Annotated in this window: 26 protein-coding genes and 2 tRNA genes; 14 read left to right on the forward strand and 14 right to left on the reverse strand. The window is 70.2% G+C overall.

Going from position 1 to position 26,101, the window contains the following annotated elements; all coding sequences use genetic code 11:
• Nucleotides 1-47: 47 nt before the first annotated feature.
• Nucleotides 48-1,199 (forward strand): two-component system sensor histidine kinase NtrB, encoded by a 1,152-nt coding sequence (locus tag ACQYVW_RS01940; RefSeq protein ID WP_434945883.1) that lies wholly within the window; start codon nt 48-50, stop codon nt 1,197-1,199.
• Nucleotides 1,196-1,549, forward strand: coding sequence for a response regulator (locus ACQYVW_RS01945; protein WP_434945884.1), 354 nt, complete (start codon nt 1,196-1,198; stop codon nt 1,547-1,549). The genes ACQYVW_RS01940 and ACQYVW_RS01945 overlap by 4 nt, the downstream gene beginning before the upstream one ends.
• A gap of 321 nt (nt 1,550-1,870) precedes the next feature.
• Here the strand turns inward: ACQYVW_RS01945 and ACQYVW_RS01950 are convergent, their stop codons facing one another.
• The gene (locus ACQYVW_RS01950; protein WP_434945885.1) at nt 1,871-2,473 is read right to left on the reverse strand and encodes a DUF488 domain-containing protein; all 603 of its coding nucleotides are present in this window, start codon (nt 2,471-2,473) and stop codon (nt 1,871-1,873) included.
• A 130-nt stretch (nt 2,474-2,603) separates the two neighbouring features.
• The gene (locus ACQYVW_RS01955) at nt 2,604-3,575 is read right to left on the reverse strand and encodes an RluA family pseudouridine synthase (protein ID WP_434933432.1); all 972 of its coding nucleotides are present in this window, start codon (nt 3,573-3,575) and stop codon (nt 2,604-2,606) included.
• 439 nt (nt 3,576-4,014) lie between these two features.
• Between ACQYVW_RS01955 and ACQYVW_RS01960 the strand changes: the two genes are divergently transcribed.
• Nucleotides 4,015-7,176 carry an Rne/Rng family ribonuclease gene (locus ACQYVW_RS01960; RefSeq protein WP_434946248.1) on the forward strand — a complete coding sequence of 1,054 codons (3,162 nt, stop codon included), beginning with the start codon at nt 4,015-4,017 and terminating at the stop codon, nt 7,174-7,176.
• 30 nt (nt 7,177-7,206) lie between these two features.
• Here the strand turns inward: ACQYVW_RS01960 and ACQYVW_RS01965 are convergent, their stop codons facing one another.
• Nucleotides 7,207-7,851 carry a response regulator gene (locus ACQYVW_RS01965; protein ID WP_434935375.1) on the reverse strand — a complete coding sequence of 215 codons (645 nt, stop codon included), beginning with the start codon at nt 7,849-7,851 and terminating at the stop codon, nt 7,207-7,209.
• Nucleotides 7,852-7,972: 121 nt separating this feature from the next.
• Between ACQYVW_RS01965 and ACQYVW_RS01970 the strand changes: the two genes are divergently transcribed.
• Nucleotides 7,973-8,431 carry an AAC(3)-I family aminoglycoside N-acetyltransferase gene (locus tag ACQYVW_RS01970; RefSeq protein WP_434945886.1) on the forward strand — a complete coding sequence of 153 codons (459 nt, stop codon included), beginning with the start codon at nt 7,973-7,975 and terminating at the stop codon, nt 8,429-8,431.
• Here the strand turns inward: ACQYVW_RS01970 and ACQYVW_RS01975 are convergent.
• Nucleotides 8,432-8,521, reverse strand: a tRNA-Ser gene (locus tag ACQYVW_RS01975).
• 33 nt (nt 8,522-8,554) lie between these two features.
• A complete protein-coding gene (locus tag ACQYVW_RS01980; protein WP_434945887.1) occupies nt 8,555-9,565 on the reverse strand; it encodes a LysR family transcriptional regulator in 1,011 nt (336 codons plus the stop codon).
• A gap of 105 nt (nt 9,566-9,670) precedes the next feature.
• On the opposite strand from ACQYVW_RS01980, the gene ACQYVW_RS01985 reads away from it, so the two are divergent.
• A complete protein-coding gene (locus ACQYVW_RS01985; protein WP_434935378.1) occupies nt 9,671-10,249 on the forward strand; it encodes an FMN-dependent NADH-azoreductase in 579 nt (192 codons plus the stop codon).
• A gap of 113 nt (nt 10,250-10,362) precedes the next feature.
• On the opposite strand, the gene serS is transcribed toward ACQYVW_RS01985, so the two are convergent.
• Nucleotides 10,363-11,643 (reverse strand): serine--tRNA ligase, encoded by a 1,281-nt coding sequence (gene serS, locus ACQYVW_RS01990; RefSeq protein ID WP_434935379.1) that lies wholly within the window; start codon nt 11,641-11,643, stop codon nt 10,363-10,365.
• Nucleotides 11,644-11,771: 128 nt separating this feature from the next.
• Here serS and ACQYVW_RS01995 point away from each other — a divergent pair, with 128 nt between their 5' ends.
• Nucleotides 11,772-12,416, forward strand: a complete 645-nt coding sequence (locus tag ACQYVW_RS01995; RefSeq protein ID WP_434935380.1) for an energy transducer TonB — start codon at nt 11,772-11,774, stop codon at nt 12,414-12,416.
• A gap of 87 nt (nt 12,417-12,503) precedes the next feature.
• Complete coding sequence (locus ACQYVW_RS02000) at nt 12,504-13,046, forward strand: energy transducer TonB (RefSeq protein ID WP_434935382.1); 543 nt, start codon at nt 12,504-12,506, stop codon at nt 13,044-13,046.
• A 135-nt stretch (nt 13,047-13,181) separates the two neighbouring features.
• On the opposite strand, the gene aroA is transcribed toward ACQYVW_RS02000, so the two are convergent.
• From aroA to serC, 3 genes are all read right to left on the reverse strand, one after another.
• Nucleotides 13,182-14,501 (reverse strand): 3-phosphoshikimate 1-carboxyvinyltransferase, encoded by a 1,320-nt coding sequence (aroA, locus tag ACQYVW_RS02005; protein ID WP_434945888.1) that lies wholly within the window; start codon nt 14,499-14,501, stop codon nt 13,182-13,184.
• A 106-nt stretch (nt 14,502-14,607) separates the two neighbouring features.
• Entirely contained in the window at nt 14,608-15,873 is a 1,266-nt protein-coding gene (pheA, locus tag ACQYVW_RS02010) for a prephenate dehydratase (protein WP_434935385.1), read from the reverse strand.
• The gene (gene serC / locus ACQYVW_RS02015; RefSeq protein WP_434935386.1) at nt 15,866-16,963 is read right to left on the reverse strand and encodes a phosphoserine transaminase; all 1,098 of its coding nucleotides are present in this window, start codon (nt 16,961-16,963) and stop codon (nt 15,866-15,868) included. The genes pheA and serC overlap by 8 nt, the downstream gene beginning before the upstream one ends.
• Before the next feature lie 125 nt (nt 16,964-17,088).
• Here serC and msrP point away from each other — a divergent pair, with 125 nt between their 5' ends.
• Both msrP and msrQ read left to right on the forward strand, forming a co-directional pair.
• Nucleotides 17,089-18,054 (forward strand): protein-methionine-sulfoxide reductase catalytic subunit MsrP, encoded by a 966-nt coding sequence (msrP, locus tag ACQYVW_RS02020; RefSeq protein ID WP_434935388.1) that lies wholly within the window; start codon nt 17,089-17,091, stop codon nt 18,052-18,054.
• A gap of 61 nt (nt 18,055-18,115) precedes the next feature.
• On the forward strand, nt 18,116-18,760 hold the full coding sequence (gene msrQ, locus ACQYVW_RS02025) for a protein-methionine-sulfoxide reductase heme-binding subunit MsrQ (protein WP_434945889.1): 645 nt from the start codon (nt 18,116-18,118) through the stop codon (nt 18,758-18,760).
• Between the two features lie 21 nt (nt 18,761-18,781).
• Here the strand turns inward: msrQ and ACQYVW_RS02030 are convergent, their stop codons facing one another.
• Nucleotides 18,782-19,573 (reverse strand): FHA domain-containing protein, encoded by a 792-nt coding sequence (locus tag ACQYVW_RS02030; protein WP_434935392.1) that lies wholly within the window; start codon nt 19,571-19,573, stop codon nt 18,782-18,784.
• A 90-nt stretch (nt 19,574-19,663) separates the two neighbouring features.
• Between ACQYVW_RS02030 and ACQYVW_RS02035 the strand changes: the two genes are divergently transcribed.
• From ACQYVW_RS02035 to ACQYVW_RS02055, 5 genes are all read left to right on the forward strand, one after another.
• Entirely contained in the window at nt 19,664-19,954 is a 291-nt protein-coding gene (locus tag ACQYVW_RS02035) for a polyhydroxyalkanoic acid system family protein (RefSeq protein WP_434935394.1), read from the forward strand.
• 205 nt (nt 19,955-20,159) lie between these two features.
• Complete coding sequence (locus tag ACQYVW_RS02040; protein WP_434945890.1) at nt 20,160-21,137, forward strand: restriction endonuclease; 978 nt, start codon at nt 20,160-20,162, stop codon at nt 21,135-21,137.
• A 91-nt stretch (nt 21,138-21,228) separates the two neighbouring features.
• A complete protein-coding gene (locus tag ACQYVW_RS02045) occupies nt 21,229-21,486 on the forward strand; it encodes an acyl-CoA-binding protein (RefSeq protein ID WP_434936618.1) in 258 nt (85 codons plus the stop codon).
• An 11-nt stretch (nt 21,487-21,497) separates the two neighbouring features.
• Nucleotides 21,498-22,124: a TetR/AcrR family transcriptional regulator gene (locus ACQYVW_RS02050; RefSeq protein ID WP_434945891.1), complete on the forward strand. Its 627-nt coding sequence runs from the start codon at nt 21,498-21,500 to the stop codon at nt 22,122-22,124.
• Nucleotides 22,125-22,300: 176 nt separating this feature from the next.
• Nucleotides 22,301-22,375 (forward strand) — tRNA-Val (locus tag ACQYVW_RS02055).
• Between the two features lie 144 nt (nt 22,376-22,519).
• Here the strand turns inward: ACQYVW_RS02055 and ACQYVW_RS02060 are convergent.
• The 4 genes from ACQYVW_RS02060 to lolA all read right to left on the reverse strand — a co-directional run bounded on the left by ACQYVW_RS02060 (nt 22,520) and on the right by lolA (nt 26,000).
• Nucleotides 22,520-23,104 (reverse strand): ABC transporter ATP-binding protein, encoded by a 585-nt coding sequence (locus ACQYVW_RS02060; protein WP_434945892.1) that lies wholly within the window; start codon nt 23,102-23,104, stop codon nt 22,520-22,522.
• A 118-nt stretch (nt 23,105-23,222) separates the two neighbouring features.
• Nucleotides 23,223-24,587: a replication-associated recombination protein A gene (locus ACQYVW_RS02065; protein ID WP_492012000.1), complete on the reverse strand. Its 1,365-nt coding sequence runs from the start codon at nt 24,585-24,587 to the stop codon at nt 23,223-23,225.
• 68 nt (nt 24,588-24,655) lie between these two features.
• On the reverse strand, nt 24,656-25,318 hold the full coding sequence (locus tag ACQYVW_RS02070) for a hypothetical protein (RefSeq protein ID WP_434945893.1): 663 nt from the start codon (nt 25,316-25,318) through the stop codon (nt 24,656-24,658).
• Nucleotides 25,319-25,373: 55 nt separating this feature from the next.
• Entirely contained in the window at nt 25,374-26,000 is a 627-nt protein-coding gene (gene lolA, locus ACQYVW_RS02075; RefSeq protein WP_434945894.1) for an outer membrane lipoprotein periplasmic chaperone LolA, read from the reverse strand.
• Between the last annotated feature and the right edge of the window lie 101 nt (nt 26,001-26,101).

Consider the following 26,101-nt stretch of genomic DNA (forward strand, 5'->3'; position numbering starts at 1 on the left):
TTTAACTTTCGCAATCCTACCTTGGTCGCTTGTTCCGGGGGATCCACATGCAGTCGGCCGAGGAAGCACGCACCACGCTCGGATTGGGGGACCCCAGCCGCCAGTTCGCGCTCCTTCTGAACTCGGTCACCGACTATGCGATCTACATGCTGGACGACACTGGCCACGTGCGCTCCTGGAACCCCGGCGGCGAACGCATCAAGGGTTACAGCGCCGACGAGATCGTCGGCAGCCACTTCTCCCGGTTCTATTCTGCGGAAGATGCGGCCGCGGGCGTGCCGGAACGCAACCTGCACACTGCCCGTACCGAGGGCCGCTATGTCGGCGAGGGATGGCGCCTGCGCAAGGACGGCAGCCGCTTCCACGCCAGCGTGGTGATCGACCCGATCTTCGAGGATGGTCGCCTGGTCGGCTTCGCCAAGATCACCCGCGACATCACCGAACGCTACGAAGCCGAACAGCGCCTGGAACGGACGCGCCACTCGCTGCTGCAGTCGCAGAAGATGGAGGCGATCGGCAAGCTCACGCTGGGCCTGGCGCATGATTTCAACAACCTGTTGACCATCATCATCAACAGCCTGGACGTCATCGACAACCGCGTCCGCGACGAGCGCGTGTCGCGCATGGTGGAGACGGCAATGCGCGCCTCCGAGCGCGGGGTGCTGCTGTCGCGGCAGCTGCTCACCTTCGGTCGCGGCCAGAATCTCGCGCCGGAGCGGCTCGACATCAACACCGTCATCCGCGACCGCGACGAGTTGCTGCGACGCTGCGCGGGCGATGCCGTGGAGTTCTCGTTCGAACTCGCCGAGCCGCTGCCTGAAGTGGATGCCGATGCGGGCCAGCTGGAGGCCGCGCTGCTCAACCTGGTCAGCAACAGCCGTGATGCGATGGTGGATGGCGGACGCATCCACCTGCGGACCTTTCTGCGGGACGAACGCGAGCCGGGATCGTCCGGCAGTCCCCAGCACCGGTTCGTCTGCGTCGAGGTCACGGACACGGGGCCGGGCATCCCGTTCGATCACCAGACCCGCGTGTTCGAACCGTTCTTCACCACCAAGGAGGTCGGCAAGGGCAGCGGCCTCGGGCTGAGCCAGGTATTCGGCTTCGCCTCGCAGTCGGGCGGCGGCGTGGACCTGTCCAGCACGCCGGGGGCCGGCACGAGCCTGGTCATCCGCCTGCCGGTTGCGGGGGGCGAATGAGCAGACCGACGCAGCACGTGTTGTTCGTCGAGGACGAGGACGACCTGCGCAGCATCATGCAGGACGCGCTGTCCGACCATGGCTATGAGGTCACCATGGCCCGGAACGGGCGCGAGGCCCTGGAGCAGCTCGGCAGCAGCCGCTTTTCGCACGTGGTCACCGACGTGAGCATGCCGCAAGGCGTCTCCGGCCTGGAGGTGGCGGAACACGCGCTGCGACAACAGCCGCGTCCTCGCGTGGTGGTGGCCTCGGGTTACCAGCGCTCCCAGCTGGAGCAGTTGCCGGAGGGCGCCCATTTCCTGTCCAAGCCCTATCGCATCCGGCAGTTGCTTGCCGCGCTCGACGGCTGAGCCACGGCCCGGCGGGGTCGCTTCAGCATGATGAATCCAGGGCAGGCCGCTCGCACATCGTCTTGACGGCGGCCGGCGCAGGCTCGCCCCACCCCGGCATTGGGCCGGGGACAGGAGACGGCACATGCGTGACAGCGAAGACAGCCAGCGCGAGTCCCAGGACAGCGGCAACCAGCGCGAAAGGCAGCAGGGACAGCAGCCCGGACGCGACGAGGAAGAATAGCGCCCCTCCCCCACGGCGCGATGCCGGAAAGGGCCCGTCAGCGGGCCCTTTCCACATCCGCAGCCAGGCGGGGATCGCCGCAGCGACGCATTGCGCCGTCAGCCGCTCCCGCCCGGAAACAACGCCGCCTGCACGGGCGGATAGACCAGCAGATCGCCATCGGCACGCGCATCGGGATGCAGGCCATGCCGCTGGTACTGGCCTGCTCCGAGGATATGGACGACCTCGTGCCCGCGATGCACCAGTACGTCGCTGATCAACCGCCGGTGGCAACGCCACCACACCGCCTCCGCGCACATCAGCGCGGTCCTGCACGCACGCGCGCTCTGCAGCGCCAGATCCAGCCCCTGCGCGAACTCGCTGCTGCGCAGGTGGTCGGCATAGCCCTGGAAGGCCGCGTTGCGCCAGGCGGCATTGGGCGAACCGGGCCGCGCTTTGCGGCGACCGCCGAGCTGCGGCAGCCAGTGGTACTGCAGGCCTGCCGCCGGCAATTGCTCCGCCATGGCTTCGCTGGCGAACCAGGGATACCTGCGGGAACCCGGGAAGCGACGCACGTCCGCGATGGCGCCGATGCCGCACTCGGCCAGCAGATCGAGGAATTCCTCCCACGATCGCGTGGAATGCCCGATCGTCCAGACGGCCGGGGCGGTCGTGGACCCTGGGCCTGGCCGGGTGGGCGAAGCGGACGCGGCGTCGGTCATGGCGACCGATTGAATCGCGCCTCCCGTCGTCGCCCTGTCATTGCGCGCCTCGAGCGCGGTAGGGGCTGGAAAGTCGTGAGCGCCCGGGACGGGCGCGGCGCTGTGGGTTGGACAGCCGCCTGGAAGCGGCTCAGCCCAGCCGGTCCAGCACCTCGACGAGCTCGGGCGCCAGCGGGGCATTCAACACGTACGGCGCCTGGCCTCCCTCGAGCGCGAACTCCAGCGAGGCGGCGTGCAGGAACAGCCGGCGCAGCCCGAGCTGATCACGCAGGCGCCGATTGACGTCGGGATCGCCGTACTTGTCGTCGCCGGCCACCGGATGCCCGATGTGCCGGGCGTGCACGCGGATCTGATGGGTGCGTCCGGTCTCGATGCGGACCTCGCAATAGGATTGCCCACCGCGACGCTCCAGCACCCGGAAATGGCTCAGCGATGCCTTGCCTTCCGGGCCGACCTGGACGTGGCGCTCCCCGCCCTGGCGCAGGCCCACGTGCAGCGGCGCGTCCACGCTCATCACGCCGTCGGGCATGCGCCCCGCCAGCAGGGTCAGGTAGCGCTTGGCGATGCCCTTGGCCTGCACCGATGGATCCTCGCGCAGCAGGGCCTGCAGCTCGCGCAGCGCGGAGCGCTTCTTGGCGATCACCATCAGGCCCGAGGTGTCGCGGTCGAGCCGGTGCACCAGTTCCAACTCCTGGCCGGGCCGCAGGGCGCGCAGCGTCTCGATGACCCCGAAGTTGACCCCGCTGCCGCCATGGCTGGCCACGCCGGAGGGCTTGCTGATGGCCAGCAGGCGTGCGTCCTCGAACACGATGCTGGCGGCCATCGCCTCCAGCAGACCCTTGGCGGGCGCGCCCTTGTCTCCCGGCTCGCCGAGACGGACCGGCGGGATCCGCACCTGGTCCCCCGCCTCCAGCCGGGTCTCGGCCTTGGCCCGCCCGCCGTTCACCCGAACCTGGCCGCTGCGCACGATCTTGTACACCAGCGACTTGGGCGCGCCCTTCAACTGGGACAGCAGGAAGTTGTCGAGGCGTTGTCCGGCGCGCTCGCCGTCGACGGCGACGATGCGTACGCCACCGCTGGGGGGTAACCGGGTCTCATTCATTCTTGGGCTTTATCTGATACACTCGGCGGGCGAGATAAGGTGCTGATTTCGCTGGAAGATCACGGGCCGAAAGCCCGCCTTCCGCGAGGTCCGTGCCAGCACGCGGCCACCGCCCTCGGGGCGGCCATGTTAGCGGCTGGACGGCAGTCCCGGACACCGCCCGTTGCGAAGGCAGCGGTGCTGAACATGTCCCGCGCGGCGCAAGCGCCGGCCCGAAAGGCCTTCGCGAAGCAGCCGCCGGCCCCGTAACACTCTTGATTGAAGCGCTCCCGCGGTCCGCCGTGGTGTCGTAGCGCTGGAAACCCGGGATCGCCGCTGCGCATGCGCGGCTGGCGGCCAACCGAAGCTCCAGGCGAAACGCCCCGGCGTTCCGCGCGCCTGCACACGCTCGCAAGAGCGCGGCAGCGGCAAGCGCGAGGAAACGCAAACCATGAAGCGAATGCTCATCAACGCCACGCAGGCAGAAGAACTGCGCGTGGCGATCGTCGACGGCCAGAACCTGTACGACATCGACATCGAACAGCCGTCCCGCGAACAGAAGAAGTCCAACATCTACAAGGGCCGCATCACCCGGCTCGAGCCCTCCCTCGAAGCGGCCTTCGTCGAATACGGCGCCGACCGCCACGGCTTCCTGCCGCTGAAGGAAGTCTCGCGCGACTACTTCCAGGCCGGCGCAGACCACCGCTCGGGCAACATCAAGGAACTCCTGCGCGAAGGCCAGGAAGTCGTGGTCCAAGTCGACAAGGAAGAGCGCGGCAACAAGGGCGCGGCCCTGACCACGTTCATCTCGCTGGCCGGCCGCTACATGGTGCTGATGCCCAACTCGCCCACCGCCGGCGGTGTCTCGCGCCGGATCGAGGGCGACGACCGGGCCGAGCTGAAGAAGGCCATGGACGCGCTGACCATCCCCGAGGACATGGGGGTGATCATCCGCACCGCCGGCGTCGGCCGCGACGCCGAAGAGCTGCAGTGGGACCTGGACTACCTGCTCAGCATCTGGCGTGCGATCGCCGAGGCCGCCCTCAGCAAGCCCTCGCCGTTCCTGATCTACCAGGAATCACGCCTGATCACCCGCGCGCTGCGCGACTACATGCGCGCCGACATCGGCGAGATCCTGGTCGACACCCCGGAGATGTACGCCGAGGCCAAGGACTTCGTCGAGCAGGTGATGCCGCACAACCTGCGCAAGCTCAAGCACTACACCGACGACGTCCCGCTGTTCAACCGCTACCAGATCGAGTCGCAGATCGAGAGCGCCTACGAGCGCACCGTGCGCCTGCCCTCCGGCGGCGCCCTGGTGATCGACCAGACCGAGGCCCTGACCGCGATCGACGTGAACTCGGCGCGCGCCACCAAGGGCAGCGACATCGAGACCACCGCGTTCAACACCAACCTGGAGGCGGCCGAAGAGGTCGCACGCCAGATGCGGCTGCGCGACCTGGGCGGCCTGGTGGTGATCGACTTCATCGACATGGACTCGAGCAAGCACCAGCGCGAGGTCGAGAACAAGCTGCAGAACGCGCTCAAGTACGACCGCGCGCGCGTGCAGCTGGGCCGCATCTCCAAGTTCGGCCTGCTGGAAATGAGCCGCCAGCGGCTGCGCGCCAGCCTGGGCGAATCCAGCCAGATCGTCTGCCCGCGCTGCGAGGGCCACGGCCGCATGCGCAGCGTGGAATCGCTGAGCCTGTCGATCATCCGCGTCGCCGAGGAGCACGCGATGAAGGACAACACCGGCCAGGTGCTGGTGCAGGCGCCGGTGGAGATCGCCAACTTCCTGCTCAACGAAAAGCGCGGCGCGCTGGCCGAGATCGAGAAGCGCCACAAGGCGCCGATCGTGATCGTGGCCGACGAGCAGCTGCACACGCCGCACTACGAGGTTACCCGGCTGCGCGAGAACGAACTGGGCGAGGAAAGTGCGCGCCCGAGCTACCAGCGCGGCACGCCGCGTCGCGTGGCGACCATCGCGCTGAACAAGAACAACCTCAACATCCCGCCGCCGGCCGTCACCAACGTGCGTCCTGCGCAGCCTGCGCCGGTGCGCGAGCCCCAGCCCGAACCGGCGCCCGCGCCGGCGCCGGTCGTCGCGCCCGCCCCCGTGCCGGTCGCGGCCGGTGGCGTGCTTGGTTGGCTCCGTCGGGTCTTCGTCGGCGAATCCGCGTCGAACACCGAACCGGCACGGCCTGCGTCGTCGGCGCAGTCGCCGCAGCGTGGTGAACGCGGCGAGCGTGGCAATCGCGAGCGTGGCGAACGCGGAGAACGCGGCCGGCGCGACCAGCGCCAGGGCAAGGCGGCACGCCGTGATGGCGGCAAACCGGCCCAGGGACAGCAGAAGGAAGCGCGCCAGGCCCAGCCGGCGCGTGGCCAGCAGCCGGCGCAGGGCAACGCGCAGCCGCAGGCCCAGGCTCCGGCGCAGAAGAAGCCGGCCAAGCAGCCCAAGCAACAGGCCCGCGCGGCCGACGCGGGCGAGCCGGTGACCAGGCCGCAGCCCGACGCGGCCACCAGGTCGCCAGCGCCTGCCGCCATTGTCGAGTCGGTCGAGCGCGAGCCCTTCGCTCCCGCGACCGCGACGCAGGACGCGTCCCCCGTCGCCACCCCGCCCAGCGTGGTCGCAGCGCCGGAACCTGGCACCGCAGCGGCCGAGACCGCGGCCCAGGCCCAGGCGGCCAGCGCCGATGGGCAGGACCAGACCGCGGTCGCCGCGGGCGATGAGGGCGCCGGTGGCCGTCGTCGTCGCGGGCGTCGCGGCGGGCGCCGTCGCCGTCGCGGCAACGGCGAAGCCGCCGGACTGGCTGAAGGACTGAACGACGACCTGGGCCAGGACGGCGACGAGGGCGACGACGAGGGCGAAACGCCCGCCATCGCGCAGGCCCGCCGCACCCAGCCGGAATTCGAGTTCGACGAGCCTGGCGCGCCGGTGCAGGCCGCCTCCGTCCCCGCCGCGCCTGCGCCCGTCGAGACGGACACGGCGCAGGCCGGGACCAGGCCGGCGACGACCGTGGTCGCTGCGGCGGACGAGTCCGCCGCAGCCACGGCGCCAGTCGAACCTCGGCCGGCACAGGCCGAGCCGGTGGCGACCGCCGCGCTCGAGCCCGTCGTACCGCCGGTGGCTGCAGCCGAGCCTGCCCAGCGCGATGTGCCGGAGCCGGAGCAGGTGGCGCAGGCCACGCCGGCGTCGCTCGAGCCCGATGCACCGGTCGTCGCTGCAGCCGAACCTGCCCAGGTCGACGTGCCCGAGCCTGTGGCGCAGGCCGCGGCGGCGGTAGACCCGGTCGCAGCAGCCGAGGCCGCCGAACCGACGCCGACGTCCGCGCCGCTGACCCAAGCCCCGGTCCTGGTCGACGCGACTTCGGAGCCGGTCGTTGCGCAGGACACCGCCGCACTGGCTGAGCCCGCAGCCGAACCGGCTGCGGCCGCGGCGCTCGTGGTCGAGCAGGCGCCGCCGGCGGACGACCGCGCGCCGGGCCTGTTCGACGCGCCCGTGCAGGCGCCGCCTGCGCAAGCCGTCGCGAACTCGCCCGCGGAAGATGCGGCCGAGGCGATCGACGAAGCCGCGGGACAGGACGACATCCACGCCGACGGCGACACCCGCCGCAACGCCTGACGTCCCGCCCCGGGTCGCCCCTCGCAGGTGCTAGATCACCTGCGAGGGATCGACCAACCCGTACTGGCTGGCCAGGCGCGCCAGCGCGATGCTGTCGTCGATGCCAAGCTTGGCGAACAGCCGCGACTTGTGGGTATTGATCGTCTTCGGGCTGAGGTTGAGCCGCCGCGCGATCTCTTCCTGCCGCAGCCCCTGCACCAGCAGCATCGAGATCTCGAGCTCGCGCGGGGACAGCTCATCGAACGGCGTGAGCTCGCCACCCAGTCCCGACAGCGCCAGCTTCTGCGCGATGCCGTTGGCCAGGAACCGCTTGCCGCGCGCCACATCCCGCACCGCACGCACCAGCTCGGTCGAGTCGCCGCCCTTGCCGACGTAACCGGACGCGCCGGCCTCGATCAGCTTGCGCGGCATCGGCCCGTCCTCCAGCACCGACACCACGATCACCTTGGCGTGCCGGCCCTTGACCACGCGCTCGGTGACCTCCAGCCCGCTCACGCCGGGCAGGTGCAGGTCGCACAGCACCACGTCCGGCCGCAGCTTGCGGATCATCGGCAGCGCACTCTCGCCGGACTCGGCCTCGCCCACTACTTCGATGTCGGTTTCGCCCGACAGAATCATGCGCATCCCTGCGCGCACCAGCGCATGGTCGTCGACCATGAACACCCGGATCGTCATCCCTGTCTCCCCTTGCGCCACGCCCCTGACCACGGGAGGCTAGCGCCATGCCACGCGCGCGCGCAAGCGCACCGGGGCGGAGGACAGCGCCCACCGGAACACCTGGTCACAGGAGCAACGAATGACGACGGCCGAACCCGATATCCGGCGCGTATCCGCCGGCGACCTCATGGTGATGCGCGCCCTGCTCGCCATGCTGGGCAAGGCCTTCGACGACATGGACACCTACACCGGCGCCCAGCCCGACGACGATTACCTGGGCAGGCTGTTGTCGGGCGGGCAGTTCATCGCCCTGGCCGCGATCTCGGGGGGCGAGGTCGTCGGTGGCCTGGCGGCCTACGAACTGCAGAAGTTCGAACAGGCCCGCAGCGAGATCTACATCTACGACCTGGCGGTGGACGAGGCCTGGCGCCGACGCGGCATCGCCACCGCGCTCATCGACGAGCTGCGCGCGATCGCACGCGAACGCGGGGCCTGGGTGATCTACGTGCAGGCCGACCCGCCGGACGCACCGGCGATGGCGCTGTACACCAAGCTCGGCACGCGCGAGGACGTGTGCCATTTCGATATCGGGGTGTGATGGCGGAAGGGGTGGGATTCGAACCCACGGATGGTTTGACCCATCGGCGGTTTTCAAGACCGCTGCAATCGACCACTCTGCCACCCTTCCGGCTTTTACCGCGCCGTTGCTACGACCGCGCGCTCAGCGCATTGTCGCATGCGTGCCCGCGTCGCCGCCCGGCCGGCGCAGGGCGCCGGCGGCTGCCGAAGCGCCATCGTCCTTGTTGCAGTTGCGGCAGTTGAGGCTGGATTCCTCGATCAACGGCGGCAGTTTCTCGGCCAGAAAATCGATGAACACGCGCACCGCCGGCAGCATGCCGCGACGCGAGGCGAAGACCGCATGCGCCACGCCCTGCGGCAGCCGCCAGTCGGGCAGCACCACCTCCAGTTCGCCGCTGCGCACGGCCTCGGCGCACATGGTCTCGGGCAGCATGGTGATGCCCAGTCCCTGCTTGGCCAGTGCCATCAGCATCGGGAAATCGAAGCCGGACACGCGTGCCTTGAGCTCGACGCGGCGGACCTCGCCGTCTCTGCCCTGCAGTTCCCAGCGCTGGCGGCCCTCGTCCTCGCCCATGGTCATGGTCGTGTGGTCGCCCAGTTGCTCGGGCGCGGTCGGGCGGCCGGCACGGTCCAGGTACCTGGGGCTTGCGACCAGCAGTTCCTGGATCTGGCCGAAGCTGCGCATCACCAGGCTGCCGTCGTCGTCGAAGCGGGTGCGCACGCGGATCGCGACGTCGAAACCCTCGTTGATCACGTCCACGCGGCGGTTGCTCACGTGCAACTGCACGCGCACCTCCGGATAGCGGGCCAGGAACTCGGGCAGCAGCTTGGGCATCAGCTGCTGCGCCACGCCCACCGGTACGCTGGCCTTGACCACGCCGCGCGGCTCGGCGCTCAGCCGGTCGACCACCTCGCGCGCGGCGGTGGCCTCGGCCAGCATCGACTGCGCGTGCCGATGCACGCTCTGACCGACATCGGTCACCGCGAAGCGCCGGGTCGAGCGCTGCAGCAGCCGCACGCCCAAATCGTTCTCCAGCTGGCTGATCCGTCGGCTCAGGCGGGACTTGGGGATTCCCAGGGCACGTTCCGCGGCGGCGAACCCGCCGTGTTCCACCACCATGGCGAAGTAGTACAGATCATTGAGATCCTGCACTGGAACCTCCGAATTTGGAACGATGAGTAATATTTAACCGCATTTATCTCATAAATGCAACGAAATAAGCTGCCCTCCCGTCAGTACACGAGAGAGGACACCGACATGAAACTGCTCCAGATCGATTCGAGCGCGCTGGGCGAGCATTCCGTCACCCGGCAGCTGACTGCCGCCATCGTCGCACGTTGGCGGTCCGAGGTGCGCGGGCTGCAGGTGGAGACCCGCGACCTGGAACAGGATCCGCTGCCCCACCTGTCGGGCGCCATCCTGTCCGGCCGCGACGAACTGGGCGCAGCCCGTGGCGCGGCGGTCCTGGAGCAGTTCCTGGCGGCCGACGTGGTGGTGATCGGCGCGCCCATGTACAACTTCGGCCTGCCCTCGTCGCTCAAGGCCTGGATCGACAGGATCGCCGTGGCGGGGCGCACTTTCCGCTATACCGAATCCGGGCCGGTCGGCCTGGCCGGGGGCAAGCGCGTCGTCCTGGCGCTGGCCGCGGGCGGGGCGCACCAGGGCCAGCCCACCGACTTCGTCGAGCCCTACCTGCGCCAGGTGCTCGGGTTCCTCGGGATCACCGACATCGAGGTGGTGCGCGCCGACCGCATCGGGCTGTCGCCGGAGCACCGCCAGGACTCGATCGCGAACGCGCTGGCGTCGCTCCCGGAGCCGTTGCCGAAGGTGGCGTGAGCAGGGGCAGCGTCCGGCTGCCGGGCGACGGTTTCACCACGCAGCCACGGGAAGCGGCAGTTACGGCCGTTCGTATGATTGGGTGACTCGGGCCAGCCGCGCCGGGCGCCGACTCAGGCGATGCGGTCGGCGCCGCCCATGTAGGGGCGAAGCACCTCGGGCACCATGATCGAGCCGTCGGGCTGCTGGAAATTCTCCATCACCGCGATCAGGGCGCGACCGACCGCGGTGCCCGACCCGTTGAGGGTGTGCACCGGTTCGGGCTTGCCGCTGTCCGGGTTGCGCCATCGCGCCTGCATGCGGCGGGCCTGGAAATCGCCGCAGTTGGAGCACGAGGAGATCTCGCGGTAGGTCTGCTGCGAGGGCAGCCAGACCTCCAGATCGTAGGTCTTGCGGGCCGAAAACCCCATGTCGCCCGAGCACAGCAGCATGCGGCGGTACGGCAGGCCCAGGCGCTCGAGCACGGTCTCGGCGGCGCGGGTCATGCGCTCGAGTTCGGCGTCGCTGTCCTCGGGCCGCGCGATCGACACCAGTTCCACCTTCTCGAACTGGTGCTGGCGGATCATCCCGCGTACGTCGCGACCGCCGCTGCCGGCCTCCGAGCGGAAGCACAGCGAGTGCGCGGTCATGCGCAGCGGCAGGCGCCCGGCATCGACGATGTCGTCGCGCACGATGTTGGTCAGGGAGATCTCGGCGGTCGAGATCAGGTAGCGCCGGTGCTCGCCCAGGGTGGTGGCGAACATGTCCTCCTCGAACTTGGGCAACTGCCCGGTGCCCAGCAGGCTGTCGGCGTTGACGACCACCGGCACATTGGTTTCCTCGTAGCCGTGCTCGCCGGTGTGCAGATCGAGCATGAACTGGGCGAGTGCGCGATGCAGCCGGGCCAGCTGGCCGCGCAGCACGGTGAAGCGCGCGCCGGACAGCTTGGCCGCCGTATCGCCGTCGAGCCAGCCGTGGCGTGCACCGAGTTCGACGTGATCCTTCGCTTCGAAGTCGAAGGCACGCGGCGTGCCCCAGCGGTGCTGCTCGACGTTCTGGGTTTCGTCCGCGCCCACCGGCACCGACGGATCCGGCAGGTTGGGAAGCCCGAGCGCGACCGCTTCGAGTTCGCCGCGGATCGCGTCCAGCCGCGCCTCGCTGGCCTTGAGCTCGTCGCCCAGGCCCGCGACTTCGGCCAGCAGGGGCGCGACGTCCTCGCCACGCGCCTTGGCCTGGCCGATCGCCTTGCTGCGCGTATTGCGCAGGTTCTGCAGCTCCTGGGTGCGCACCTGGATCTGCTTGCGCTCGGCCTCCAGCGCCTGCAGCCGGTCGACGGGCAGCTCGAACCCGCGGGTATCGCGCAGGCGCGCGGCGGTTTCGGGCAGGTGCTGGCGGAGCAGGGTCGGATCGAGCATGGCGGGGGCAAGGGCGCGGGAAACAGCGCAGCATTATCGCCGAGATGGGCAGGCCCTGCCCCGCAGCCTGCGCGGCGCATGACCTCCGATGTGCCAGAATCGGGCAAAACACAGGCTCTTCGCTGCGCATGTCCACGCCTTCAACGCCCACGTCCCGCGGCATCGCCCGCTTCCTGCCCGCAGGCCGCGCCTGGTGGCTGGTCGGCGGCGCGATCCTGGCCGGGCTGCTGCTGTTCGCCCTGGTGCTGTCGGGCAAGCGCGACGAGTTCGAATTCTATCGCGCCGATGGCGAAGCGGGCACCGGCGTGCCCGGCCAGATCTTCGAGCCGCTGCCGGCCCCGCTGCCGGCGGGCGAGTCGGCGGCCAGCGGCATGGACACCGACGCCCCTGCGGACGGCGACGCGCCCAGGGTCGACCAGCATGGCACGCCTCCGGTCGAGACCGCCGTCCAGCCGGCCGCGCCCATGCCGCCGTCCCCGGCACCTGCCGAGCTGGCCGGGACACGCGAACCGCGGGTGCTGTCGGCACCGCCACCGGAGTACCCCCTGGCCGCACTGCGGGCCGGCGCGTCCGGCGAGGTGGTGCTGCAGATCGAAGTGCGCGCCGATGGTCGTCCGGGCAAGGTCGAGGTGCTCAGCGGCACCCGCAACCGCGCCCTGGATCGTGCGGCGGTACGCGCCGTGCGCCAGTGGCGCTTCGAACCGGCGATGCGCGATGGCGCGGCGGTGGCGGGCTCCGTGCAACAGACGATCCGCTTCGACGCGCCGCGCTGAGGCTCACCGGGCCTTGACGCCGGGGCGACGCCGCCTGCACGGGGCGCGTGGAACTTTGCCTGGGCCCAAACCTATGGAGCCCGGCCCATGTCCGACCCGATGACGCACGACCGCCCTGCCTCCCCGCCGCCCGGCGATGGCACGCCGCCGCAGCGCAGCAGCGCCCTGCTCTGGATCCTGCTGTTGCTGGCGATCATCGCCGTGGCCTGGTATTTCGTCGGGCGCAACGACGCGCCGGACGCGGTACCACCGCCCATTGGCGAAACCGCCCCCATGCCCTCCGAGTCGCCGGTATCGACCGCTCCGGCGGAGCGCGAACCCGCCCGCGAGCGGACACCGCCCGCAGCGCCCAGCGAGCGCCCAGCGGAGCCGATCGATCCGCAGCGCCCCGAGTATCCCAGCGCCGCCCTGCGCGCCGGGGAAGAGGGCACGGTCGTGCTGCGCGTGGACGTGGCTGCCGACGGCACGCCGAGCGATGTGCAGGTGGTCGGGCGCAGCGGCTCGCGCGAGCTGGATCGCGCCGCAGAGCGCGCGGTGCGCGACTGGACCTTCCGGCCCGCGACACGCGACGGCAAGGCGGTGGCCTCGTCGGTGCAGGTGCCGGTGGATTTCAGGGTCGAACGACAGTAGACCGGCGCAGGCCAGCGGATCGATGGACTCCGGCATGGCCCGCAGCGCGGGCCATGCCGTCGACTTTCAGCGGGTCGGGCGCAAGCAGGTCCATCGATGCCTGCCTGCCCCACCCGAGGCCGAGCACCGGCCGGGTCAGCCCGCGCGCAGTCCCAGCCCGGCTCCCGAGGCCAGCGCATCGAAACCTGGGAACGAGGTCGCCACGTTGGCCACGTCCTCGATGCGCACCTCGCCCTGTGCAAGCTGCGCCGCCACGGCGAAGGACATCGCGATGCGATGGTCGCCATGGCTCTGGATGCTGCCGGCGCCAAGCGGGGCGCCGCCGCGGATCACCGCGCCATCGGGGGTCTCATCGATCGATGCCCCGAGCGTGCGCAGGCCGGTGGCCATCGTCGCGATCCGGTCGGATTCCTTGACCCGCAGCTCCGCCGCGCCACGCACCACGGTGTCGCCGCGGGCGCAGGCGGCGGCCACGAACAGCGCCGGGAACTCGTCGATCATGTCGGCCACGTGCGCCTCGGGCACCTGGATGCCCTGCAGCGGCGCATGGCGCACGAGCAGGTCGCTGACCGGCTCGCCGCCCTGCTCGCCCGCCGGCTGCTCGACGATATCCGCGCCCATCAGGCGCAGCACGTGCAGCAGGCCGGTGCGGCGCGGGTTCACGCCCACCCGCCGCAACCGGAGTTCCGAACCGGGCACCAGGGTGGCGGCCACGATGAAGAAGGCCGCGGACGAGAAATCGGCGGGCACCTCGATGTCGCGTGCCTGCAGGCGATGCCCGCCCTCGATCCGCGCGAAGCCGGGCGAAAACTCGATCGGCCAGCCCAGCGCCTGCAACATGCGCTCGGTGTAGTCGCGGGTCGGGTGCGGCTCGCGCACGGTGGTGGCGCCGTCCGCATACAGCCCGGCCAGCAGCAGGGCCGACTTGACCTGCGCGCTGGCCACCTCGGTCTCGATCTCGATCCCGCGCAGTGCACTGCCACCGTGGATGCGCAGCGGCGGCACGCCGCCCTCGCCCGTATCGATGCGCGCGCCCATCCGCGCCAGCGGCACGGTCACCCGGCGCATCGGCCGCTTGGACAGCGACGCGTCGCCGACCAGGATGGTGTCGAACGTCTGGCCGGCCAGCAGGCCGGCGAGCAGGCGCATGCCGGTTCCTGCATTGCCGCAATCCAGGGGCACGTCCGGCGCACGCAGGCCATCGATCCCCACGCCGTGCACGACGCGGCTGCCGGCCTTCGGCGTCTCGATGCGCACGCCCATGCGGCGGAAGATGGTCTCGGTGGCGCGCGCGTCCTCGCCTTCGAGGAAGCCGTCGATGCGCGAGACGCCATCGGCCAGCGAGGCCAGCATGATCGCCCGGTGCGATACCGACTTGTCGCCGGGCACCGCCAGCTCGCCGCGCAGCGGTGCGCCCTTCGAGGCGATCCAGTGCATGTCCGTCCCGCTGCTCATCGCGTCTCCCCGTGCAAAGCGTTCAATAAAATGTCCCAGGCCCGGCACGCGCGGCGCGCGCAGCCTGCCCGGCCGCCGGCACCGCGGCGGCCGGCAATGTCGTAGATCAAGGCACCGCGACCGGATACGAGCCGAGTACGCGCACGTCGCCGGCGAAATCGTCGATCTCGGCCAGCGCATCCTTCAGCGGCGACTCGTCGACATGACCGGCCACGTCGATGAAGAAGGCGTACTGCCACAACGCCCCGTGCGCAGGCCGCGATTCGATCCGGTTCATGCTGATATCGCGCCGCGCCAGCGGCTCGAGGATGCGGTAGAGCGCGCCGGGCTGGTCGCGGATGGAGACCATCAGCGAGGTGCGATCGTTGCCCGACGGCGGGAACGAGGCGCGGCCGATCACCAGGAAGCGCGTGGTGTTGTCGTTGCGGTCCTCGATCGGCCCCGCCACCACCTTCATGCCGTAGACATGCGCCGCGTTCTCGCCGGCGATGGCGGCGGCGTCGTCGGATTTCTTGGCCCGGCGCACGGCCTCGGCGTTGCTCGCCACCGCTTCCTTGTGCACGCCCGGCAGGTTCTGCCGCAGCCAGTTCTTGCACTGCGCCAGCGACATGCCGTGCGAGTACACGCGCTCGATGTCCTCGAGGTGTCCGGTGCGCGAGAGCAGGTACTGGTGCACGCGCAGTTCCACCTCGCCGCAGATCTTCAGCGGCGAGGTCAGGAACATGTCGAGCGTGGACTGGATCGTGCCCTGCCCTGAATTTTCCACCGGCACCACGCCGAAGTCGGCGCTGCCCGCGGCGACCTCGTCGAACACCTCCTCGATGCTCACCAGCGGCAGGCCCTTGGCCGAATGCCCGAAGTGCTTGTGCACCGCCTGCTGCGAGAACGTGCCCTCGGGCCCGAGGTAGCCGATCTTGAGCGGTTCCTGCTGCGCCAGGCACGCGGACATGATCTCGCGGAACAGGCGCACCAGCACCTCGTCGCTGAGCGGTCCGTCGTTGCGGTCGACCACACGGCGCAGCACCTGCGCCTCGCGCTCGGGCCGGTAGTAGTCGATGGCCGCGGCGAGCTTGCCCTTGGCCTTGCCGACCTGGTGCGCCCACAGCGCGCGCTCTGCGATGAGCGCCTGGATCTCGTGGTCGATGCCGTCGATCTGCGCGCGCACCGCGGCCAGGTCGGGCGGCGACTTGCGCGACAGCTCGCCGCGGCTGCGCGCCGACGACGCGGCCGCAGCCGACCTGTGCGCTGGCGCGGCCGGGTCCGCCCGCTTGCGCGTCGCGGCCTTGGGGGTGCCGGGAACCCCGGTCGTTGGTTTCGGCCGGTTCTTGCCGGCAGCGGACTTCGCCCGCGCCCGTGTGTTGCGCTCAGCCATGACGCTTCTGGAACTCCCGCATGTAGTCGACCAGTGCCTGCACGCCCGCCACCGGCATCGGGTTGTAGAGCGAGGCGCGCATGCCGCCGAGCACCCGGTGGCCCTTGAGGCCGATCAGGCCGGCCTCGCGCGCCCCGTCGAGGAAGGCGGCATCGAGCGCCTCGTCGACGAGGAAGAAGGGAACGTTCATGCGCGAACGCACGCTTGCGTCGACGTCGTTGCGGTAGAAGCCGCCGGATCCGTCGATCGCCTGGTAGAGCAGGCGCGCCTTGTGCTCGCTGCGGCGGTCGAACTCGGCGGTCCCGCCCTCGTCCAGCATCCAGCGCACCGTCAGGCCCAGCAGGTACCAGTTCCAGGTCGGCGGCGTGTTGAGCATCGACTCGCCCTTGAGCTGAGAGCGGTAGTCGAAGATGTCCGCGCGCGGCTGGCCGGCGCGCTCGAGCAGGTCGCGACGCACGATCACCACGCTGATCCCGACCGGACCGAGGTTCTTCTGCGCGCCTGCGTAGATCAGGCCGTACTTCGACACGTCGACCGGCTCGGAGGCGATGCTCGAACTGAAATCCGCGAACAGCGGCACCTTGCCGGTGTCCGGCGGCACCTGGCCCCAGGCCGGGCGGAACTCGACGCCATGGATGGTCTCGTTGGCGGTGATATGCACATAGGCGGCATCGTCCGACAGGCGCCAGCGTTCGCGCGCGGGGATCGTGCGAAAGCCGCCGTCCTCGCCGCTCGCGGCGATGTTGAGGTCCACCGACACCAGCTGCTTCAATGCCGTGCGGCCCCAGTGGCCGCTGACCACGTAGTCCACGCGCTGCCCGGGTTCGGCGAAATTGAGCGCGATCAGGGCCTGCTGCGTGGTCGCACCGCCGGCCGGGAACAGCACCGCGTAATCGTCGGGGATGGCGACCAGTTCGCGCAGGTCGGCCTCGGCCTGGCGAGCCACCTGCAGGAACTCCGGACCGCGATGGCTCATCTCGACGATCGACGCGCCCGCGTCGCCCCACTCGAGCATGTCCGCCTGCGCCTGGCGCAGCACGGCTTCGGGCAGCATCGCTGGACCAGGACTGAAGTTGTATGCGCGCGCCATCTTGCTTCACGGACCGGTGTGATGGAGATGCCTAGTATGCCGCAGCGCAACAGCGATTCCTGCCGCCGATGCGCAACTTTTACCGCGCTGCGGCGTCCAAACCACGCTTCCACAGGAAACCAATCATGTCCTTGCGCAGCGTGCTCTCGATTCCCGCGGCCGACGTTACCGATGAAACCGTCTATCGCGCCCGCCGCTGCCTGCTGGGCGCCTTCGCCGGCGCACCGCTGCTGCCGCTGGCCGGATGCGCCGAAGCCGAAGCCCCACCCTCCACCGCGGTGATCACGCCCGCGCAGGCGCGCTCCGGTTTCCGCACCGACGAGGTGCAGACGCGCTACGAGGACATCACCAGCTACAACAATTTCTACGAGTTCGGCACCGACAAGGCCGACCCGTCGCGGGCGAAGAAGACCTTGCGCACCTCGCCCTGGAACGTGGCTGTGTCGGGCGAGTGCGCGAAGCCGGGCAACGTCCCGTTCGAGGAACTGCTCAGGGGAATCGCGCAGGAAGAACGCATCTACCGCTTGCGCTGCGTCGAGGGCTGGTCGATGGTGATCCCCTGGCTGGGCGTGCCGCTGGCCGCGGTGCTGAAGAAGTTCGAGCCGAACTCGAGCGCGAAGTACGTCGCATTCACCACGCTGGCCGATCCGGTGCAGATGCCTGGCCTGCGCTTCCGCTCGATCGACTGGCCGTATCGCGAAGGCCTGCGCATCGACGAGGCCATGCATCCGCTGGCCTTCCTGGCCACCGGCCTGTACGGCAAGCCGCTGCCGCAGCAGAACGGCGCCCCGCTGCGGCTGGTGGTCCCGTGGAAGTACGGCTTCAAGAGCATCAAGTCGACCGTGGAGATCCGCTTCAGCGAGCGCATGCCCGCCACTGCATGGAACCGGCTGCAGCCTGGCGAATACGGCTTCTACAGCAACGTCAATCCGGAGGTCGACCATCCGCGCTGGAGCCAGAAGACCGAACGCCGCATCGCCGGCACCGGCAACCGCCTGTTCGCCGACCGCATCGCCACCCGCATGTTCAACGGCTACGGCGACCAGGTCGCATCGCTGTACGCCGGCATGGACCTGAAGAAGTGGTACTGAGTCCCGGCATGCCGGCCGCCGCCGCCCGTGGCCGCCTCCGCGATCGGGGAACGATGGATCCATGACGCAGGCGAGCCGTCCGCTGCCGCTGGCCAAGTCCGCGGTCCATGCGTTGGCGCTGCTGCCCCTGTCGCTGCTCGCCTGGCGTTTCTGGCAGGTCTGGAGCGAGGCGGACATCGATGCGCTCGGGCCCGATCCGGTCGCGGCCATCGAACACGAACTCGGCCTGTGGGCGCTGCGCCTGCTGCTGGTCACCCTGGCCATCACGCCGCTGCGCCAGATCAGCGGGCAGCCGGCCTGGCTGAAGTTCAGGCGCATGCTCGGCCTGTATGCCTTCGCCTATGCCAGCCTGCACCTGGCGGCCTATCTGGCGCTGGACCTGCGCGGCTGGTGGGCGCTGGTGTTCGAGGAGATCGTCAAGCGCCCCTACATCACCGTGGGCTTCGCCGCCTGGCTGCTGCTGGTGCCGCTGGCGGTCACGTCCACCCGCGGCTGGATGCGCAGGCTGGGGCGGAACTGGGGCCGCCTGCACCGGCTGGTATACCTCGTCGCGGTGCTGGCGGTGCTGCACTTCTGGTGGATCGTGAAATCCGACTATCGCGAGCCGCTGCTCTACGCCCTGGTGCTGGCGATGCTGCTGGGCTGGCGGGTCTGGAACAAGACCGTGCGGCGCTCACGCCCCGCGCCCGCCCCGCGCTGGCCCTAGACGGCGATGGCCTCGGGCGCCTCAGCCGGAGCCGAACAGCAACAGCGCCGCCAGCAGCAGGGCCAGCCCCACGGCGGCGAGCAGCAGCCAGGGCAACCGCATGGCCTGGCGTGAAGCCGGCGGCGCCAGGATGGCGGGTGCTTCCGGCGCGGCGTCCCCCGCGGCCCGGCTGCGCCGGCGCGGCGCCTCGACCACGAAGCGGTGATGGCCATCGAAGACGATCTGGTCGCCGGCCTCGAGCAGGGCGTCGCGTACGGACTCGCCATTGACCTGGCTGCCCTCGGCCGAGCCGAGGTCGCGCAGCACCACCTGCTCGCCCACCAGCTCCAGGCGCGCGTGGCGGTCGGCGAAGGCCGGGTCGTCGATCCGGATATCCGCGTCGGCATGTCGACCGACCAGACGCGGGCGTTCCAGCGTGAAGCAGCGGCCGTGGAAGCGCCCGCCCACGCCACGCAGCACCACCCGCAGGTTGGGCATCTCGTCCGGCAGGCCGGCTTCGTCGCCCGGACCCGGCACCTGGACCGGCTCGGCCGAGACCAGGCGCAGTTCCACCCCGTCGACGTAGATGGCGTCGCCGGCCCGCAGCATGGCCATGCGCTGCACCTGGCGACCGTTCACATGCACGCCCGGGGCGCCAGCCTCCACGTTCAGCCACATGCCGCGCCGGTCCACGCACAACCGCAGCGGGCAGTCGCCGCCCCCTTCCACCACTTCGATGCGGCCGGGCCCGGTGCGCGCAATACCGTGCACGCCGACCGGCAAGGGACGGTCGTCGCGCGGCTGCGCGGCAATTCGCAATCTGACGGACTCCATGGCGCGGCAATCTATCACGCGCGTCGGGGAGGCTTGGCCGGGCGCGCCCTCCCATCGCAGAATGGCGCCCCTCCCCCCAGGCGCCCCCCCATGGCCGGCATCGACATCCGCCACCCGCATTCGCTCCCGCTGGACCAGGCCCGCCTGTCCGTCGAACAGGTGGCGCAGAAGCTGTCAGAACGGTTCGAAGTGGCCTGCGACTGGCAGGACGACACCCTGCACTTCTCCCGCAGCGGGGTGGAGGGCCGGATCGCGCTCGAACCCAACCAGGTCCACGTGACCGCGAGCCTGGGCTTCCTGCTGTCGGCGATGAAGGGGCCGATCGAAGCCGAGATCCGCCGGGTGCTGGCCGAGCGTTTCGGCGACAGCGCCAGCGCCTGACCCGGACCGGCCAGGAGCAGGTGCCGGAACCGGGCCTGACCGGGCCGCGCCTTGGCGACGACTGCGGCGCGCGGCAATCAGGCCGCCGCCATATCTGGGACGGCCGTCGCGCCACCGCTGTTGGCAACGCCTCGCGCATGGCCGCCGCGCGGCGCAGGAGGGCGATTCCGCTATCCTTTGCCGCCCCCCGCAAGCCTGGTAACCGATGCCCAACTGGCTGATCGCGATCGGCGTGGCGCTGCTGATCGGCAGCATCGCCACGTTCCACTTCCGCACCGTGCAACTGCGGCGCGACGAGACGCGGGCGGGCATCCGGGCCTTGTCGGGGGTGTCCTGGCGGAGCTTCATCCACATGGTGCTGGACGCGTTGTCGCGACGCGGGTACCGCCGGGTGGTGGATGCGGAAAATCCCGCAGGCGACAGCGACTACATCCTGGAACGCGACGGCGACCACTGGCTGCTCTCCTGCAAGCACGGCAGCGCCTTCTTGCTCGGCCGGTTGACCGTCAACGAACTGTCCAGGGCCATCGAACTCAAGGGCGCGGTGGGCGGCTTTCTGGTCACCCAGGGACGCATCACCGACGATGCACGGCCGGTGGCTTCCCTGCAGCGCATCGAACTGCTGGACGGCCCGGCCCTGTGGCCGCAGCTGCGCGACTTCCTGCCCGCCGATCAGCTGGCCGGCATCCGCGCCGGCGCCGCCCGGGCGGCCCGCCAGCGCGTGCTGCTGTCGTGGCTGCTGGCGCTGCTCGCCGGCGTCGCGGTCTGGCTGGCCCTGCCGCCACCGGCGCCCGTCGCCAGACCGGCCGCGGCGCCGGCCGTCGCGGCCGATGTGGCCCGGCCCGGGGAGCAGCCGGCTGCCGCGACAGCCCCTGCGGTCGACCCCGGCCTGCCGTCGGTGTCCCTCCCCGGGCCACAGGCGCCTGCGGCGACGACGCCGGATATCGAGCAGCAGCGTGCCGACATCGCCGCCGCAGTGTCGACCCTGCCCGATGTCGACCGCGCGGCCTGGTCCAGCGAATCCACGTTGCAGGTCTTCCTGTCCGCGATCCAGGACGATCCGTTCGGGCGCATCTGCCCGCTCGTGGAGCGTTACGACGACCTGGCCGCCTCGCGCATCCAGCTCACGCCGCCACCGGGCAGCGACGCGACGGTCCGCTTCCGCCAGTGCCGCTCGTACTGACGGCGTCCGCCGGACCGCGACGGTACGGCACGTGTTGACCACCCCGGACCTGCGTGCTGTCATTGCCGCGGACTGGGTGTGGAAGTGCGTAATGGCCAGCGCCGGGCTGACGTTCGAACAGGCGGCCAGGGACGTGCAGCTGCTGTCCCGACGGCCCGACAACGAAACCCTGCTGCGCCTGTATGCGCTCTACAAGCAAGGTTCCGAAGGCGATGCCAAGGGCGAGAAGCCGGGCTTCTTCGATTTCGTCGGCACCGCCAAGTACGACGCCTGGAGCGCGCTCGCGGGCATGCCGCGCGAACAGGCGCAGCGTCAGTACGTGGAGCTCGTCGCCAGCCTGAAGGGCTGAGCGCCGGACGGATGGCCCGCGACACCCGCCAGCGGATCCTCGACTGCGCCCTGACGATGTTCAACGCGCGGGGCGAACCGACCGTCACCACCAACCACATCGCCGATGAGCTGGAGATCAGCCCCGGCAACCTGTACTACCACTTCCGCAACAAGGACGACATCATCGAGCAGCTGTTCACGCGCTACGAAGCGCGCATGGACGACGTGCTCACGCCGCCCGACGGCCGCCTGCCCGGGCTCGAGGACATCTGGATGCAACTGCACCAGGTGTTCGAGTGCATCTGGGAATACCGGTTCTTCTACCGCGACCTGCTGGAAATCCTCAGCCGCAGCCGGCACCTGCGGACGCGCTTCGCGCGCATCCTCAAGCGCGCCGACGATCGCGCGCATACGGTGATGCAGCGCCTGTCGCAGGCCGGCGTGGTGCGCGCCTCGCCTTCGGAGATCGATGCGGCCGCCACCAATCTGCTGGTGCTGGCCACATTCTGGCTCAACTACGCGGCCATCCGCGGCGACCGCGACGAGCGCACCGCGATCCGCGAGGGGATCGTCCAGGTCATGATGCTGCTGTCGCCCTTCCTGCGCGACGCGGAGCGCGCCCACCTGAGCCATCTGATCGGGGCCTATACCCGATAGCGCCGGAAACGCCGAAGGATCGTCCAGGCTGGCGCCCGCACGGCTGTGCCCAAAAGGAATCCGCGACGAGGCTTGCCCCGGCCCTGCCCTCCACCGTAGAATTCGCGTCCCGTTTCACCGTCGCCCCATCGGGCACCCGACGGCAGGGCCGCCAGTACGCAGGCGGCATCGAAACCGGGCGGTTAGCTCAGCGGTAGAGCATCGCCTTCACACGGCGAGGGTCGCAGGTTCGAACCCTGCACCGCCCACCATGAATCAAGTGTGTTGCGTGAAGCCGGCCTCGTGCCGGCTTTTTCGTGCTGGCACCTGCCGCGGCGGAGGACGGCAGTTGCCATCCGGCCGGCCGCGATGGCTGGCGCATCGATCTGCGCCGACAGAGCCGGAAACCAACCGACTCAGTGCACAGGACCGCTGCCGCGGCGCCGGTCGTCCGATACGACGCAGCCGTCCACCAGCTGGATCGTGCGGTCGCAGGTCTCGGACAGGCGCGGGTCGTGGGTGACCACCAGCACCGCGCAGCCGAACTGTTCGTTGAAGCGGCGCAGCAGTCCGAACACCTCCGCCGCGGTCCGGGTGTCGAGGTTGCCGGTGGGTTCGTCCGCGAGCAGCAGAGCGGGCCTGGTGATCAGGGCGCGCGCGATCGCGACGCGCTGCTGCTGCCCCCCGGAAAGCTGGTCGGGACGACGGTCGGTGAACTTCTCCAGCCCCACGTCGGCGAGCAGACCGCGTGCGGTCTCGGTGATGGCCGGGTCGGGCCGGCCATTGGCCACCATCCAGGGCATCAACACGTTCTCCAGGGCGGTGAACGCGTTGACCAGGTGGTGGAACTGGAACACGAAGCCGATGTGGCGTCCGCGCAGCGCGGTGCGCGCCTCGTCGTCCATGGCGCGGGTGGGTTCTCCGCCAAGCCACGCCAGCGCCAGCACGGCGATGACCGCGATGCCGAGAAGTGCCCATCCGTTCGGTTTTCTGCTGGCCATCCACGAACGCCCGGCGACAAACGCCTATCTTTGCCGCAAACCGGTGAAGATGGGGAGCGCGCCGATGGAACACGCCGGTGCCTGCGCCGGGTTGCGCCGGGCAGGTCAGCGCGAGTCCTCAGCCGCCGCCCCTGCCGCGCTGCCGCCCCGCGCGCGCGCCGCGCAATGCGTCGAGCTTCTCCTTGAGCTTGAGCTCGAGGCCGCGCTCGACCGGATGGTAGTAGACGCGTTCGCCCATGGCGTCGGGAAACCCCGTCTGGTCCAGCGCCACGCCGCCCTCGGCGTCGTGGTCGTACTGATAACCCTTCGACCAGCCCAACTGCTTCATCAGCTTGGTCGGCGCGTTGCGCAGGTGCATCGGAACCTCCTGCGTACCGTACTCGGCCACATCGCGCCGGGCCGCCTTGAAGGCGACATAGGCCGCATTCGACTTGGCGGTGCTGGCCAGGTAAAGCACCAGTTGCGCCAGCGCCAGTTCGCCCTCCGGGCTGCCCAGGCGATCGTAGGTATCCCAGGCGTCGACGGCCATCTGCAGCGCGCGCGGATCCGCCAGCCCGATATCCTCGACCGCCATGCGCGTCAGGCGGCGCGCCAGGTAGATCGGATCGCAGCCCCCGTCGAGCATGCGCGCCAGCCAGTACAGCGCGGCATCCGGATTGGAACTGCGCACCGACTTGTGCAGCGCCGAGATCTGGTCGTAGAACTGCTCACCGCCCTTGTCGAAGCGGCGGGTGCGGTCGGCGAGCACCTGGTCCAGCACCTCGTCGGTGATCGTTCCGCCCTCTCCGACCAGTTCCGCGGCGATCTCGAGCAACGTCAGCCCGCGACGCACGTCGCCATCCGCCGCGGTGGCGATCAGCAGCAGCTGACCGTCGGCGATCTGCAGGCCGCGTCCACCCAGGCCCCGTTCGCGGTCGTCCAGCGCGCGGCGCAAGGCCGACCGGATATCGTCGGCGGAGACCGCCTCCATCACATGCACGCGACAGCGCGAGAGCAGCGCGGAGTTGAGTTCGAACGAGGGGTTCTCGGTGGTCGCGCCGACGAAGACGATCGTGCCCCGTTCGATATGCGGCAGGAACGCGTCCTGCTGGGCCTTGTTGAAGCGGTGCACCTCGTCGACGAACAGCACGGTGCGGCGCCCGTCGGCGAAACGCTGGCCAGCCTCCGCCAGCACCTGCCGGACCTCGGGCAACCCCGACAGCACTGCCGACACCGAGCGGAAGTCGGCGTCGGCATAGTGCGCCAGCAGCAGGGCCAGGGTGGTCTTGCCGCAGCCAGGCGGCCCCCACAACACCATCGAATGGACGCTGCCGGCCTCGATCGACTGTCGCAAGGCCGAGCCGGGCGCGACCAGCCTGCGCTGCCCCACCATCTCCTCGATCGTGCGTGGCCGCATACGCTCGGCCAGCGGCCGCAGCGCGCTGCGGTCGATGTCGAGCAGGTCGCCGCCCGGGGCGGGTGATGGAGGTCTGGCGCGAGGCACGGCGGTAGGCAAACGGGAACCGGGTGCGCACCATAGCAAGCGTCGGCTGAAGCTGCCGCCGCCGGGCCTCAGCGGGACGCCGTGCCCAGGTCGTAGTTCACGCGCTGCCAGGCGCCCGCCACCCGGTCGTACAGGGCCTCGATCCGGACCGGCGTGCTGCCGTCCAGGCCGAAGTCGGCGATACCCTGGGCATTGATGCGCAGCAGCCGGCCGCCGCCCTGGACGGTGTTGATGTCATCGAGCTGTAGGCGCGTGGAGCGCCCGCCGAACTGGCGGTCCAGCTCCACCATCACCCGTTCCTCGAGTTCGCGCACCAGCCCCGAATCGTTGGGGACCTCGCGCTCGCCCGCCGAGACGCCGCCGATGGTCAGGCGCGGATAGCCCGCACTGGAAAACGTGGTGTCGTAGACGGTGCTATAGCGGAAGCCGATCCATTCCTCGTCGCCGTCCAGGCGCATGCGCCCCAGCCCGCTGACGTTGCGGTCGCGGAGGCTGGCGATCCCGACCTCGTAGGAGTCGATGCTCACCTCGATCGATGCGGTGTTCATCTGCTCGGCCAGAGCGGCCACCACCACGGCGGCCACGGCGTTGTCGAGCGCCTCGTTGCCGCTGGTGGCGGCGCCCGGCTGCGCCGCGGCCTGCGAGGCGCGTGCAGGCGCGGCGGTGGCGGCCAGCTGCGCCTGTGCGGGCCCGCCGGCCTGCGCCACCGCCAGCAGCAGCGCAGTCGCCACCTGGATGGCGGCTGCGCCTGCCCGCGATGGCGCCTGCGCGATCATCCGAGGGGGCTCAGCCTTCGCCCACCACGTCCACGCCCGCCGGCGGCGTGAATACGAAGGTGCCGCGCTCGAAGCCCGGATTGCGCTTCCAGCCGCTGAAGCGGATCTGCGTGCGCTGGCCCAGCGCATCCACGATCTCCATGCGCGCGAGCCCGGACGCGGCCATGCCCAGCCGCGCGCTCTGGAACGGCGCATCTTCCGCGCCCTGCTTCGGCTTGAGCACCAGCCACTGCAGGCCGTCGTCCTCACCGCCCTCTTCCACCAGGTAGTCGCGGTCGAGGCGCGCCGGATCGATCAGCGCCGCGAGCGGGCTGTCCTGCTCGGCGCTGCCCTGCGGACGGCGGCTGACCTGCTCCAGGTCCGGGTCGTAGACCCACACGGTCTTGCCGTCGGCCACGATCAGCTGCGGATAGGGCTTCTCGTACTCCCAGCGGAACAGGCGCGGTGCCGACAGGGCGACCCGGCCGCTGGAGGTCTCGCGCACGCGGCCGCCTTCGTCCAGCACCTGCTGCATGAACTGCCCGTCCAGGCCGGTCAGGCCCCGGGTGAAGCTGTCGAGCTGCGCACGGCCGCCAGCGTGGGCAGCACCTGCCAGTGCGACAATGGCGACAAGCAGCCAGCGGCTCTTGCGGATCATGGACACGTCCTCGGGAATGGGTGGCGCAAGTCTGCAAAGAGGAAGCTGAACACGCACTTCGCCCATCCCAGGCCCCTTGTTACGGGAAGCCGGGGCCAGGC

The sequence above is a fragment of the Luteimonas campi genome, assembly GCF_051162505.1.
GTDB lineage: Bacteria > Pseudomonadota > Gammaproteobacteria > Xanthomonadales > Xanthomonadaceae > Luteimonas.

What these genes read in the sequence shown, in the direction of transcription:
- ACQYVW_RS01940 (WP_434945883.1), top strand. Translation starts at nt 48, where the DNA reads ATGCAGTCGGCCGAGGAAGCACGCACCACGCTCGGATTGGGGGACCCC.
- ACQYVW_RS01945 (WP_434945884.1), top strand. Translation starts at nt 1,196, where the DNA reads ATGAGCAGACCGACGCAGCACGTGTTGTTCGTCGAGGACGAGGACGAC.
- ACQYVW_RS01950 (WP_434945885.1), bottom strand. Translation starts at nt 2,473, where the DNA reads ATGACCGACGCCGCGTCCGCTTCGCCCACCCGGCCAGGCCCAGGGTCC.
- ACQYVW_RS01955 (WP_434933432.1), bottom strand. Translation starts at nt 3,575, where the DNA reads ATGAATGAGACCCGGTTACCCCCCAGCGGTGGCGTACGCATCGTCGCC.
- ACQYVW_RS01960 (WP_434946248.1), top strand. Translation starts at nt 4,015, where the DNA reads ATGCTCATCAACGCCACGCAGGCAGAAGAACTGCGCGTGGCGATCGTC.
- ACQYVW_RS01965 (WP_434935375.1), bottom strand. Translation starts at nt 7,851, where the DNA reads ATGACGATCCGGGTGTTCATGGTCGACGACCATGCGCTGGTGCGCGCA.
- ACQYVW_RS01970 (WP_434945886.1), top strand. Translation starts at nt 7,973, where the DNA reads ATGACGACGGCCGAACCCGATATCCGGCGCGTATCCGCCGGCGACCTC.
- ACQYVW_RS01985 (WP_434935378.1), top strand. Translation starts at nt 9,671, where the DNA reads ATGAAACTGCTCCAGATCGATTCGAGCGCGCTGGGCGAGCATTCCGTC.
- serS (WP_434935379.1), bottom strand. Translation starts at nt 11,643, where the DNA reads ATGCTCGATCCGACCCTGCTCCGCCAGCACCTGCCCGAAACCGCCGCG.
- ACQYVW_RS01995 (WP_434935380.1), top strand. Translation starts at nt 11,772, where the DNA reads ATGTCCACGCCTTCAACGCCCACGTCCCGCGGCATCGCCCGCTTCCTG.
- ACQYVW_RS02000 (WP_434935382.1), top strand. Translation starts at nt 12,504, where the DNA reads ATGTCCGACCCGATGACGCACGACCGCCCTGCCTCCCCGCCGCCCGGC.
- aroA (WP_434945888.1), bottom strand. Translation starts at nt 14,501, where the DNA reads ATGAGCAGCGGGACGGACATGCACTGGATCGCCTCGAAGGGCGCACCG.
- pheA (WP_434935385.1), bottom strand. Translation starts at nt 15,873, where the DNA reads ATGGCTGAGCGCAACACACGGGCGCGGGCGAAGTCCGCTGCCGGCAAG.
- serC (WP_434935386.1), bottom strand. Translation starts at nt 16,963, where the DNA reads ATGGCGCGCGCATACAACTTCAGTCCTGGTCCAGCGATGCTGCCCGAA.
- msrP (WP_434935388.1), top strand. Translation starts at nt 17,089, where the DNA reads ATGTCCTTGCGCAGCGTGCTCTCGATTCCCGCGGCCGACGTTACCGAT.
- msrQ (WP_434945889.1), top strand. Translation starts at nt 18,116, where the DNA reads ATGACGCAGGCGAGCCGTCCGCTGCCGCTGGCCAAGTCCGCGGTCCAT.
- ACQYVW_RS02030 (WP_434935392.1), bottom strand. Translation starts at nt 19,573, where the DNA reads ATGGAGTCCGTCAGATTGCGAATTGCCGCGCAGCCGCGCGACGACCGT.
- ACQYVW_RS02035 (WP_434935394.1), top strand. Translation starts at nt 19,664, where the DNA reads ATGGCCGGCATCGACATCCGCCACCCGCATTCGCTCCCGCTGGACCAG.
- ACQYVW_RS02040 (WP_434945890.1), top strand. Translation starts at nt 20,160, where the DNA reads ATGCCCAACTGGCTGATCGCGATCGGCGTGGCGCTGCTGATCGGCAGC.
- ACQYVW_RS02045 (WP_434936618.1), top strand. Translation starts at nt 21,229, where the DNA reads ATGGCCAGCGCCGGGCTGACGTTCGAACAGGCGGCCAGGGACGTGCAG.
- ACQYVW_RS02050 (WP_434945891.1), top strand. Translation starts at nt 21,498, where the DNA reads ATGGCCCGCGACACCCGCCAGCGGATCCTCGACTGCGCCCTGACGATG.
- ACQYVW_RS02060 (WP_434945892.1), bottom strand. Translation starts at nt 23,104, where the DNA reads ATGGCCAGCAGAAAACCGAACGGATGGGCACTTCTCGGCATCGCGGTC.
- lolA (WP_434945894.1), bottom strand. Translation starts at nt 26,000, where the DNA reads ATGATCCGCAAGAGCCGCTGGCTGCTTGTCGCCATTGTCGCACTGGCA.